Consider the following 12,069-nt stretch of genomic DNA (forward strand, 5'->3'; position numbering starts at 1 on the left):
GGATGTTTTTTTGTGTAGAAGTTTTTATTTTTTAATGCTGTTGTTTTTTATTTGAAAATAAACTTTTTATGCTTTGTTTTTTATCTTAAAAGGTAAAAATTGAATTTAAAATCCGTTTCATATTTAAAGTTGCAACCTGTTTTATATAAAGTACTCACTTCTCTTTTCTAATTTTATAAGTACCACATGCGCTTCATTTTTAACTCATTAGCTTTTAAAAATGAAACGTATTAAGATTTTACTTAAACAAATAAAAAACTTTATTATGAACAAGAAAAACGTATCGTTATTACTGTTTGGGCTAATGCTTTTTGCATTTTCTGTAAATTATGCCCAGACCAAAAAGAAACCAAACATCATTATGGTTATTTCGGATGACACTGGCTGGGGAGATTTAGGAGTGTATGGAGGTGGAGTTGGTCGAGGAATGCCAACACCAAATTTAGATAAAATGGCTAAAGAAGGTATGCAGTTCTGGGAGTTTTACGGACAACCTAGTTGTACGCCAGGAAGAGCAGCAATGATTACAGGGCGTATTCCAAACCGAAGCGGTATGACTACAGTAGCTTTTCAGGGTGAAGGGGGTGGACTTCCTGCAGCAGAATGGACTTTAGCATCTATATTAAAAAAAGCCAATTACAAGACTTATTTTTCAGGAAAATGGCATTTGGGAGAAGCTGATTTTGCTATGCCCATAGCTCATGGTTTTGATAAAATGCAAAATGTGGTATTGTATCATTTAAATGCCTATACGTATTGTTTTCCGTCATGGAATCCCGATATGGCTCCTGAAATTTCTGCTTATATAAAAAAAGCAACAAAAGGTATTCTTGAAGGAGAAGCGGGAAAGCCAGCCCGTGATACAGGTCCTGTAACAGAAGAAAATATTGCCGAACTGGATGTAAATATGGTAGATAACAACCTTAAACAGCTTGAGGAATATGGCAAATCAAAAGATCCGTTTTTTATGTGTATCAATTTTGCAAAGAACCATCAGCCAAATTTACCATCAAAACAATTTGTTGGTAAATCTCCGGCAAAAAGTAAATATGGTGATGCAGTTGTAGAAATGGATTATAACGTTGGTCGAATAATGGATAAAATTCGTGAGCTTGGAATTGCAGAGAATACAATCGTGATTTATACAGTTGATAATGGCGCCTGGCAAGACGTTCATCCAGATTCTGGATATACTCCGTTTAGAGGATCTAAAGGAACAGATAGAGAAGGAGGAAGCAGAGTACCAGCTATTGCCTGGTGGCCTGGACAAATTGAAGCTGGCAGTACAAGTCATGATATTGTTGGAGGTTTAGATTTGATGGCAACTTTTGCAAGTCTTGCTGGAGTTGAGCTGCCAAAAAACGATAGAGAGGGTAAACCTATGGTTTTTGACAGTTATGATATGTCAAATGTTTTGTTTAAAAAAGGAAAGCCACTTCGTGACAGATGGTTTTATTTTACAGAAAATGAACTATCTCCGGGAGCCGTTCGAATTGGAAAATGGAAAGCTGTATTTAATACACGCGGTGACAATGGAGCACAGGCAGGAAGCGATATGCCAGGACAACAGTTGGGCTGGAGAGGCGATCAATCTTATGTAGCAACTGTTCCTGCGGTATATGATTTATGGCAGGACCCTCAGGAACGTTACGATTTATTTATGAACAGTTTTACAGAGAAAACATGGACAATGGTAATTTTCGATCAGGTCATTCTTGAGCTGATGAAAACTTATGCTGCAAATCCTCCAAGACCACAACAAAGTGGTTCTTATGGCGGACCAATGGAAATTGGAAGATATAGAACCATCGAACAAGCTAAACAATTATTAAATAGTAAGCAATTGACACTGCCAGCATTAAGTGTTGATCCGAAAAATTAATAGTTTATAACCTGTTGGGTGAAATTAAAATAGTATAAATTTTGACGCGGATTAGACAGATTCGTTATCACGAAAACGCGGACAAAAACGGATTTGTATAAAGAATTAAAAAAAAATCTGTTTTTGTCCGCGTTTTTACGAAGTAAATCCGTTTTATCCGCGTGCTATTTTATTAAAAGGAGCATTTTCAAATGTAATTTCACCCAACGGGTTAGTTTATAATATTTTTTTTTAATTTACTGTAAAAGAGGCTGTCTCAAAAGGACAGCCCTTTTTTATGCATAGAACCTTAATTAATTCTATTTTTGCATTTCAAAAAGTAAAATAAACCATGATTAAAATAAATCCGGAACTTTCATTTCCATTAGAAAACGTCTTATTTTCATTTGCACTGGAATCTGAAGCGGCCGATGTTTTTGGACATTGTAATACCCTGATAACAGGAATCGGAAAAGTAAATGCAGCTTATGAACTTTCTAAGGCTATACAGCATAAAAAACCTTCCCTAATTGTAAATCTTGGATCTGCCGGAAGTAATTTTTTTCAGAAAGGTGACGTTATTTGTTGTACCAGTTTTATACAAAGAGACATGGATGTTCAGGCATTAGGGTACGCACAATACGAAACACCTTTATCTGGTTTGCCACCGGTTTTAGAATATGGTTTAAAATTAGAAGGTCTGAAGGAAGGAATTTGCGGAACCGGAGATAGTTTTGAAATGGGACATTCTACCGTTTTATATAATGTAGTGGATATGGAATCGTATGTACTGGCGATGATTGCAATGAAAGAGAATATTCCTTTTTTATGTCTAAAATACATCTCAGACGGAGCAGATGACAATGCTGCCGAAGATTGGCTGGTACAAGTTCATAAAGCCGCCGCAGCTTATGGAACTATTCTTAATCTTACTAAAAATATATAATTATTGATTTAAAGAATCAAAAATATACAAAAAGTTTATTGCATTAAAATAAAAAGAGGGACCAAAAGTCCCTCTCTATATTAAACAGTTGTAAATCTGTTTTCGAATGATTTACTTAATTTCAATAATAAATTCGTCTTGCGAAGTTCTTACTTTCTTCATGTTTACCAACCAGTCGTTTGCTTCATCTCTATAACCAAGAGGTAATAGTAAAACACTTTTAAGACCAAGTTCGCTTAAACCTAATAATTTGTCAACTTCAGCAGGAATAAAACCTTCCATTGGCGTTGTATCTACTTTTTGTTCAGCAGCGGCAGCGATTGCCATACCAAACGAAATATAAGCTTGTTTTGCAGAGTGATTAGCATGCCATTCCTGACCTAACGGCTCATACATTCCCCAAAGTGTTTTTTTGTAATCATCCATTGCAGTAGCAGGAATACCTCTTTCAGCAATTGTTTTATTAAATACAGCAGAAATTTTATCTAAAGTATAACCATCCCATGCTGCCCAAACCAAAACGTGAGAAGCATCAGTAACCTGACTTTGATCAAAACTTACCGCTCTTAGTTTTTCTTTTACCTCTTTATTAGTAATTACAAAAACCTTGTAAGGCTGTAATCCAGAAGAAGAAGGAGCCAGTTTTGCAGCTTCAAGAATGTAATCCAGTTTCTCTTGCGGCACAACTTGTCCGTTCATTTTTTTTGTAGCATAACGCCACTTTAGTGCATCTATTAAGGCCATTTTTTTTTAGATATTTAAATTATTACTCAAATGTAAAAACTTTAAATCTATTTTTTCTTAGGGAATTATTAAATCTAATGTGTTATGTTAAATTAAATTGCCTTCATCAGGTAAAAAAATAATTGCTTGTATGTTTTCATGGTGGTGCTTAAAAAATTACGCAGAGTTCGCTAAGGTATTTTTATTTGAAGACTAATCAGAATCTATAAAGTAAGTACGCAAAGCTTTATCTACACAATGCTTTGCGAACTTTTTCATTTTAATAATACTTAAAAAACTTCGCGTACTTTGCGTAACCTGATCCCGATCCGGAAGTTTAAAATAATTTCAACCAACAAGTTTTTGGTGTACTAAAAATAAATAACTAAGTTTAAAAATATACTTTTAAGGTATAAATAATACAGTTCCGCCATTTGCTGAAAGCTTCAAAGCGACTGCATTATTGGTAATTTTTTCTGAACTGAATTTTGATTCAGCGCCTTCACCATCAGCAATAACCGAAATTTGTTTGCCCTTCAACATTGGTAAATTCACCGTAATTTCTTTTACTTTATTTTCACCATTAATTGCAGCAATGTACCATTTTGTGTTTTTTCGACGGGCAATCACGCAGTATTTACCCGGATAACCGTCTATAAATACCGTTTCATCACAAACCGTTGGTATATTTCTTAAATAATCTAGCAAGTAAGCAGGCTTCTCTGTCAGATTTTGAGGAGTTAAACCCCAATGTTGAATCGGAGAAAAGAATACCACCGCCGTTGCCATTTCAAAAGCATCAGTAGTTTTTCTTATTGTTCCTTTATCCGGATCACGGTGCAGGCGTTTGTTCAGGAAAACCGGACCAAAATCCATTGCACTGACTGCATTTCTGGTAAAAGGATATAACGTTGCCGTTACCGGATAACGATCACTAAAATCCTGTTGAAAAACCAGATTTTCAGAAGCCAGAACCGCTTCACTCGTCATATAATTAGGATACATTCTTTCCCATCCGCGGGGAAGGGTTGCGCCATGAAAATTGATGCACAATCCAAATTCTGCAGCATCAACCAGTATATCATGATAAAGTTTCATCGTAACCTGTTTATCACCGCCAAAAAAATCTACTTTTAAACCTTTTACCCCAATTTGCTGTAGCCATTGCATCTCTTTGCGTCTGGCTTCCGGAGTATTCATTTTGTCTTTTGGCGTTTGTGGTGCATTGTTCCAGTTTCCGTTAGAATTATACCAAAGCAGCACATCAACATTTTTAGACTTGGCATAATTTACCAGTTCAATTGTTTTTTCTTTCCCAATATTAACATCCCACATGGCATCGATTAAAATAAACTCGCATTTCATATCTGCAGCAAGATCAATAAAAGTTTTCTGATCGGCATAATTGCAACTTTCATCCTGCCATACAATCCAACTCCAGCTTGCACGTCCGGCATTAAATACTTTAGAAGTTTTTACAAGCGGTTTTACAACATCTGTCGAAGCAGTAGATTCTACTATGGGTTTCAATGTTTTTCCAAGTGTAATTGTTTTCCAGGAAGTTTGCATAGGTAAAGTAGCAGTCGCCGTTACAGGCCCCATGCTTTTATTTTCACCTTCCTGCGGAAAAGTAACCGTATAAACTCCTTCAGCATTTGCATCACTCAGTCGGGTGCCGACATAATTGCCTCCAACTCCGGTTTCTGAAAGCAATAACCATCCTTTTTCACCTAAATGAAATAAAGCCGGAAAAGTAAAACCCAATCCATATTGTGATTTTGTTGCTACAGGTTCCTCTTTGGTATATTCTTCTTCATAAGATGGTTTTGTTTTTTCCCAACCTGTTAATGGTGGTGCTTGAGGCGTAATAAAAGTCGTAGTTCCTTTTGGAAGTTTAAAACCAGTTATTTCTTTATCGATAGTACAATCGCTAAGATTTTTGTTTTTAGGAATCAGATAACTAAAAGCGACATCTCTGTTTGTGATTCTAAAGATAATTTGAATCGTATCGTTTGCAGCATTCGTAAAAGTGCAAATTAATTCATTAGCCTTATAATCAACCGTACTCACTTTTGAACGGTTTAAATTATAAGATTCTTTTATAGTTTTTGAAGTATTGTTAATTAGCTTTAATCCTTGTGTAAAGTCACCAACAGTACTATGAAGCCCTAATGGCGATGGATCTAAAAAAACTTCCTTTTGATAGGAAATAGAATAGGAGGCAGTTCCATTATTTACAGACACTTCAAGTTGTATGTTTTTATCCGGACTTACTGCTGATATGGTCTGTGATTGCAGTAAATTTGAAAAAGAAAAGAGCAGAAGACTCGTTAGAAAAATTCTCATGTGTGTGGTATTTTTTGGTTGATTAGTAAAGTGAAGTATTTGGAAATACTTATAAGTGTAAAAATAACACTATTTATTAAAAATCCAATAAAAGACCAAAAACATTTGATTATTATAAACTTACAAAATAGCATATAAAGAGGATTTCGCTTTTAAAGACTAGTTTTTTCGGGCTTTCCTTTAAGAAAAAAATAACAGAACCAGATTCAATTCTAATGTTATTTTAATGTAGCACCGATAATTTCGTTCTAAATTTGCGCCCTTTAAAGACCAAAAATGCTGAACAAAATTAAAAATAGTATCTTATGTAAATGCCTGCACGCATTACTAATCGGCTACTTTTTAATGAGCAGTATTAACATGTCCGGTACTTTTTCTCAAATCATAAATCAAAATACCGAGCAGGATTCTGTAAAAGGGATTACGTGTACTTTCTTAAAAAAGATCTTTAAATGTGATGGAATTCCGGAAGAACTCGATGATTACGAAACCAAGGAAACCAAAACCACAAAATTGGCAAAAGGAATTTTATTATTAGAATACCTGGTACCATTAGATGCTTCAGTTCCCGGATTGTATTTTAAAATAGGATCTAAGGGTAAAAACTATATTGATAATCCGGTATTTTTATTTGGATTTCATGGTAAAATTCATTTGCGACCTCCGCGACTTATTGTATAAATGCTTAATTTTGTTTGGATCGGGATAATTTCTTACATCCTTAATACGGTATTTACCGTATATTAATATCTATCTATTAATCTTGTATTTATATATAAATTTATGACACCTTTTAAACGTTTTGTAAATTTACTTAAGCTGGATAAGCGCGACGTGTATCAAATTATATTTTACGCTGCTTTTGCCGGTTTAGTAAACCTTTCTTTGCCTTTAGGAATTCAGGCTATTATTAATTTTATTCAAAGCGGGCAAATTAGCGTTTCCTGGATTATTCTGGTCATTCTGGTTACCATTGGGGTCGGATTTGGCGGGGTTTTGAATATTTTACAGCTGCGAATTGTCGAAAATCTGCAGCAACGTATTTTTGTGCGTTCCTCTTTTGAATTCGCCTACAGAATGCCTTTAATTAAGTTTAAAGAAATGTATTCTGAATATGCTCCCGAAAAGGCAAACCGCTTTTTTGATACTTTGATGGTTCAAAAAGGTACAGCCAAACTTTTACTGGATTTTTGTACCGCCTTTGTTCAGGTTAGTTTTGGTATCATATTGTTGGTTTTGTACCATTCCTTTTTTATGGTAATCGGACTTTTATTTATTGCCATTTTGTACATTATTTTCAAATTTTCGTACAAAGATGGTCTTGAAACCAGTCTTAACGAATCAAAATTCAAATATAAAGTCGCGGCATGGATTCAGGAAATCGCGCGCAACAGAGAAAGCTTTCGCCAAAAAGGAGGTTTTGAGTATGCGCTGCAACGCAATGACGAATATGTAGCGCAGTATATAAATTACCACGAAAAGCATTTTCAGGTAATGCAAAAACAATACATTCAGCTTGTAATTTTTAAAATTATTGTTACTGCTGCCTTATTATCAATTGGTGGTTTTCTGGTAATTCATCATCAAATGAACATCGGGCAGTTTGTAGCAGCTGAGATTGTTATTGTACTTTTGATTAATTCGGTAGAGAAAATAATCTTTGGACTGGAATCTTTTTATGATGTACTTACTTCTATAGAAAAGATTGGACAGGTTATGGATATGGAAATTTCATGTATCCCGCAAACTTCAGAAGTAAGCGAAACCGGAATTACTATCGAAACTGAAAGTATTGCATACAATTACCCTCAGCATAATAAAAAGTCCCTTAAAAACATCAACCTGAAAATAAATCAGGGAGAAAAGATCTTATTAAACGGTGCAAACGGAGCCGGAAAAAGTACTTTATTGAGATTACTTTCGGGTTTATTGGAACCGGAGAGTGGTACAATGTATGTTACCGATAATTTTATGAACCGTCTTGATGAAGAAAGTTACAGAGCACAGTCCGGTACGTTTTTGCAGGACGATACGCTTTTTGCCGGAACCATCAGGGAGAATATTATTTTCGGAATTGAAGATACTACTAATGACGATCTGAAATGGGCGCTGGATAATGTTTGTCTTACGCCTTATATAAAAACTTTTCCTAATGGACTTGGACATCAGATCCATCCGGAGGGACGTGAACTTTCAGGGTCAGATGTTCAGAAAATTCTTTTGGCCAGAAGTATTGTCCATAAGCCTAATATCTTATTTCTTGAAGATCCGGTTGATAAAATGGATGAAATAACTTCTGCAAAAATTGTAGATTTTTTACTGGCTAAAGAAAATAACTGGACGGTAATTGTAACTTCTAAAAATGAGATCTGGAAGGAAAAATGCGACCGTATGATTACAATTGAAGATGGGAAAATTAGTAACGACATAAAGCTTTAATCATGCTCAATATATCTAAAGATAACAATCTACTTATAACCCCGGGTAAATACAAGTCGATTACCAGTGTTGCCAGAAGACCACATTATAAAATCCTGAACAGAGTCATCATCGGATTTTTAATTTTTTGCGTGGCCTGTCTGTTTCTGCCATGGACACAAAATATTTCGGGAATTGGTTCTGTAACGACATTAAAACCAGATCAAAGACCACAAACGGTTCATAATACTATTGCCGGAAGAATCGAAAAATGGTATGTACAAGAAGGTGATTTTGTAAAAAAAGGAGATACAATTGTTTTTATTTCTGAAATAAAAGAAGATTATCTGGATCCTAATTTGGTTGGCAATACCAAAGAACAAGTTGACGCTAAAAAAATGGCCGTAGAATCGTATGCCGATAAAGTAAACTCTCTTGATGTTCAGGCAAAATCGCTAAACACAGAAAGAGAATTAAAATTGCAACAGGCTCAGAATAAAATAAGACAAGCAGGCTTAAAAATTAAGAGCGACAGCATGGATCTTGTAGCGGTAAAAACGCAGTTAAGAATCGCTAAAACTCAATTTGACCGTTCGACAGCCTTGAATAAAGAAGGTTTAAAACCACTTTCTGATGTTGAGCAGAAAAGATTAAAACTGCAGGAATCTGAAGCTTATAGTATTACACAACAAAACAAGCTTTTGAGCAGTAAAAACGAACTCATAAATGCTAAAGTAGAAATAAGCAGAATTTCGGCTGAGTATGCTGAAAAAATTTCGAAATCAAGAAGTGATAAGTTTACTGCTCTGAGTACGCAATACGACACAAAAGCGCAGGTAAATAAACTGGAAAATCAATATACAAATTACCGCCTTAGAAATGGTTTGTATTACATTACAGCACCTCAGAGTGGTTATGTAAACCGTGCCTTGCTAACAGGTCTTGGTGAAACAATTAAAGAAGGAACTCCAATTGTGAGTATTATGCCCGCAAGTTATGATATTGCGGTAGAAACGTATGTTAATCCTATTGATCTTCCGTTGGTACATCGTGGTGCAAAAGTGCGTGTCTGGTTTGACGGATGGCCAAGAATTGTATTTTCAGGATGGCCGGGATTGTCTTACGGAACCTATGGAGGAAAAGTAGTCGCTATAGAAAATTTTATAAGCGACAACGGAAAGTACAGAGTACTTATTTCTCCTGACGGTCACGATAATAAATGGCCAAAAGAACTGAGTATTGGAGCCGGAGCGCAAAGTATTGCTTTGCTGGAAACGGTTTCGGTTGGGTATGAAATATGGCGAAATCTAAATGGTTTTCCACCAAATTATTATAAGTCAGATCAAAAGGATAGTAAAGATGGTAAGGATAAAAAATAAACCGAAGTATAATGTACTATTGCTTTCTCTTCTGTTTTTATTCTGTTTTTCAATTTCTTACAGCCAGGATTTTAATAAAGAAGAGTTAAGCTATAGTGAGTTTTTAGGATACGTAAAAAAATACCATCCCTTGGTGAAACAGGCTAATCTTGAGGTAACTCAGGCTCAGGCGTTGTTAATGCAGGCGCGTGGAGGTTTTGATCCTAAAATAGAAGTAGATTACAGCAAAAAAGAATTTAAAGGAACAGAGTATTACTCGCTCTTAAACAGTAGTTTTAAAATTCCGACCTGGTATGGTGTGGAAATTAAAGCCGGATTTGATGAGACCGACGGACAATATTACAATCCGCAGAATAAAACGCCGGAAGCCGGATTAACTTCGCTTGGTGTGAGTGTTGCTTTAGGACAGGGAATGTTTATCAATCAACGAATGGCAGATGTTCGGGAAGGTAAATTGCAGATAAAATTAAGTGATGCGCAGCGAAAACTAAAAGCGATAGAAGTTTTGTACAAAGCAAGTGAAGCGTATTTTGAATGGAGAAAAAGCTACAATGAAGCCGAACTTTATAAGAAATATTTAGGTTTTGCAAGTACCCGTTTTGAAGGTGTAAAAAAACTGATTGCACTTGGCGACTCTCCGGCAATTGATAGTATTGAAGCCGGAATTACAGTGAGAAACAGAGAGCTGAATGTTGAAAACGGAAATCTGAAACTGGCAAAAGCAAAACTTTATTTGTCTAATTATTTATGGATTGAAAACATTCCTGTTGAATTGGATGATGTTGTAAGACCGGAAGATAAATTGGTTCAAACGGTTGAAGAAACGCTTAAAACAGATGCCATGATGGTAAATGTTGAAACGTTGGAATCGCATCCAAAAATTCAGGCGCTGGAAACCAAAATGGACATGCTGGAAATTGGCAGAAAACTAAAAGCAAATTCGTTGTTGCCAAAGTTAAATGTGGGTTATAACTATATTTCTGAGCCTTCGTACTTTAGTTCTTTCAATGCCGATGATTATAAGTTTAATGTTGATTTCAGTATTCCTATTTTCCTGAGAAAGGAGCGAGGAAGCCTTAAAATAGCGAAACTTAAAATTCAGGATTTACAGTTTGATATTGAACAACAAAGACTGGAACTTAAAAATAAAATTAAAGCGCAGCAAACGGAAATAGCTTCTCTAAAAAGACAGAAAAACGTAATTGATAATTTGGTTAAAGATTATACAACAATGCTTAACTCAGAAGAGAAACTGTTCTCTTTTGGCGAAAGCTCTATTTTCCTGCTTAACTCAAGGGAAAACAATTTGGTGAGTGCAAAATTATCTCAAATTAGTATTGAGAATCAGTTTTACATTTCAAATGCCGAACTGTATAAAATCCTTGCCAATCCTGATTAAACTAATCTATGCATTATAAAATTTATAACCAATAATTTTATTTTTTGCTATTGATTAAAAGGATTTAGTTTTAAATTCTTTTCGTTTTTTCTCTCGCAGATTTGGCAGTTTTTTTAATATTTTATAATCCTTTAATCTGTGGCATATTTTTATGCTTGGATTAAAGGATTTATTTTTAAGTCTTTTTTATTTTCTCTCGCAGATTCGGCAGATTTTTTAATCCTTTAATCTGTGGCCTATTTTTCAAACATAAGAAAAACATAGATTTTAACCCGTTGGGTGAAATTACATTTAAAAATTGCTCCTTTGAATAAAATAGCACGCGGATAAAACGGATTTACTTCGTAAAAACGCGGATAAAAACGGATTTTTTTTTAATTTTTTATGCAAATCCGTTTTTGTCCTCGTTTTCGTGATAACGAATCTGTCTAATCTGCGTCAAAATTGATACTATTTTAATTTCAGTCAACGGGTTAGATTTTAGTTTTTATTTATGATGCCAATTAAATTCCTCCGTAGCGTAATGTCGATCCCAGAATAAGCATGGTTACTGCAATTGTGGTAACAGAAATTATGATAACAGCCATTCGTTTGATATTGTTTTCATTGAGATTAGGAAGCACAAAAAACTGTGCACAAATCGCACAAATAAATGTCAGGAAAAGCAACAATAGTTTTATAGAAACCACTTTTTCAAATCCGCCTGAGAAACTAAACCAGGTTTCAAATGTAACTCCAAAATCAAACGCCATCCAGATTCCTGATAGGATTAGCAAAACAAGAGAAGACATTCCGAGTGCTTCAAATTTTCGTTCAAAATTTAAGATTATCTGCGGATCTTTTTTCTTTAATGCCAATGGCAGATAACAAATGCTAAGCATTAAATGACCTCCAACCCAAACGGTTGCTGCCAAAAGATGAATTACCAATACGAAATGATGAAGCGTCATGATACCATTGTTTTATAAGTTATTAATTCGTTGAATGCGATTAAAAT

Annotated in this window: 9 protein-coding genes; 6 read left to right on the forward strand and 3 right to left on the reverse strand. The window is 34.9% G+C overall.

Annotation, left to right across the window (positions count from 1 at the left end):
* The first annotated feature begins 265 nt into the window (after positions 1-265).
* Together KHA98_RS06185 and KHA98_RS06190 are read left to right on the forward strand one after the other, a co-directional pair.
* Positions 266-1,882: an arylsulfatase gene (locus tag KHA98_RS06185; RefSeq protein ID WP_246522176.1), complete on the forward strand. Its 1,617-nt coding sequence runs from the start codon at positions 266-268 to the stop codon at positions 1,880-1,882.
* A 331-nt stretch (positions 1,883-2,213) separates the two neighbouring features.
* Positions 2,214-2,807, forward strand: a complete 594-nt coding sequence (locus KHA98_RS06190; protein WP_213256342.1) for a 5'-methylthioadenosine/S-adenosylhomocysteine nucleosidase family protein — start codon at positions 2,214-2,216, stop codon at positions 2,805-2,807.
* 111 nt (positions 2,808-2,918) lie between these two features.
* Here KHA98_RS06190 and KHA98_RS06195 read toward each other — a convergent pair whose 3' ends face one another.
* Complete coding sequence (locus tag KHA98_RS06195) at positions 2,919-3,551, reverse strand: NAD(P)H-dependent oxidoreductase (RefSeq protein WP_213256343.1); 633 nt, start codon at positions 3,549-3,551, stop codon at positions 2,919-2,921.
* A 384-nt stretch (positions 3,552-3,935) separates the two neighbouring features.
* Positions 3,936-5,876, reverse strand: coding sequence for a glycoside hydrolase family 97 protein (locus KHA98_RS06200; RefSeq protein ID WP_213256344.1), 1,941 nt, complete (start codon positions 5,874-5,876; stop codon positions 3,936-3,938).
* A gap of 345 nt (positions 5,877-6,221) precedes the next feature.
* Here KHA98_RS06200 and KHA98_RS06205 point away from each other — a divergent pair, with 345 nt between their 5' ends.
* The 4 genes from KHA98_RS06205 (at position 6,222) to KHA98_RS06220 (ending at position 11,072) form a co-directional block, all read left to right on the forward strand.
* The gene (locus KHA98_RS06205) at positions 6,222-6,557 is read left to right on the forward strand and encodes a hypothetical protein (protein ID WP_246522178.1); all 336 of its coding nucleotides are present in this window, start codon (positions 6,222-6,224) and stop codon (positions 6,555-6,557) included.
* A gap of 102 nt (positions 6,558-6,659) precedes the next feature.
* Positions 6,660-8,315 carry a peptidase domain-containing ABC transporter gene (locus KHA98_RS06210; protein WP_213256347.1) on the forward strand — a complete coding sequence of 552 codons (1,656 nt, stop codon included), beginning with the start codon at positions 6,660-6,662 and terminating at the stop codon, positions 8,313-8,315.
* 2 nt (positions 8,316-8,317) lie between these two features.
* The gene (locus KHA98_RS06215; RefSeq protein WP_213256349.1) at positions 8,318-9,673 is read left to right on the forward strand and encodes an HlyD family secretion protein; all 1,356 of its coding nucleotides are present in this window, start codon (positions 8,318-8,320) and stop codon (positions 9,671-9,673) included.
* A complete protein-coding gene (locus KHA98_RS06220; protein WP_213256351.1) occupies positions 9,654-11,072 on the forward strand; it encodes a TolC family protein in 1,419 nt (472 codons plus the stop codon). The genes KHA98_RS06215 and KHA98_RS06220 overlap by 20 nt, the downstream gene beginning before the upstream one ends.
* Positions 11,073-11,575: 503 nt before the next feature.
* On the opposite strand, the gene KHA98_RS06225 is transcribed toward KHA98_RS06220, so the two are convergent.
* Positions 11,576-12,022, reverse strand: coding sequence for a copper resistance protein CopD (locus KHA98_RS06225; protein WP_213256354.1), 447 nt, complete (start codon positions 12,020-12,022; stop codon positions 11,576-11,578).
* Between the last annotated feature and the right edge of the window lie 47 nt (positions 12,023-12,069).

This window comes from Flavobacterium branchiicola (assembly GCF_018383905.1).
In the GTDB taxonomy this organism is placed as follows: Bacteria; Bacteroidota; Bacteroidia; order Flavobacteriales; family Flavobacteriaceae; genus Flavobacterium; species Flavobacterium branchiicola.

Coding starts and splice junctions, on each gene's coding strand:
- KHA98_RS06185 (WP_246522176.1), top strand. CDS start 266: ATGAACAAGAAAAACGTATCGTTATTACTGTTTGGGCTAATGCTTTTT.
- KHA98_RS06190 (WP_213256342.1), top strand. CDS start 2,214: ATGATTAAAATAAATCCGGAACTTTCATTTCCATTAGAAAACGTCTTA.
- KHA98_RS06195 (WP_213256343.1), bottom strand. CDS start 3,551: ATGGCCTTAATAGATGCACTAAAGTGGCGTTATGCTACAAAAAAAATG.
- KHA98_RS06200 (WP_213256344.1), bottom strand. CDS start 5,876: ATGAGAATTTTTCTAACGAGTCTTCTGCTCTTTTCTTTTTCAAATTTA.
- KHA98_RS06205 (WP_246522178.1), top strand. CDS start 6,222: ATGAGCAGTATTAACATGTCCGGTACTTTTTCTCAAATCATAAATCAA.
- KHA98_RS06210 (WP_213256347.1), top strand. CDS start 6,660: ATGACACCTTTTAAACGTTTTGTAAATTTACTTAAGCTGGATAAGCGC.
- KHA98_RS06215 (WP_213256349.1), top strand. CDS start 8,318: ATGCTCAATATATCTAAAGATAACAATCTACTTATAACCCCGGGTAAA.
- KHA98_RS06220 (WP_213256351.1), top strand. CDS start 9,654: ATGGTAAGGATAAAAAATAAACCGAAGTATAATGTACTATTGCTTTCT.
- KHA98_RS06225 (WP_213256354.1), bottom strand. CDS start 12,022: ATGACGCTTCATCATTTCGTATTGGTAATTCATCTTTTGGCAGCAACC.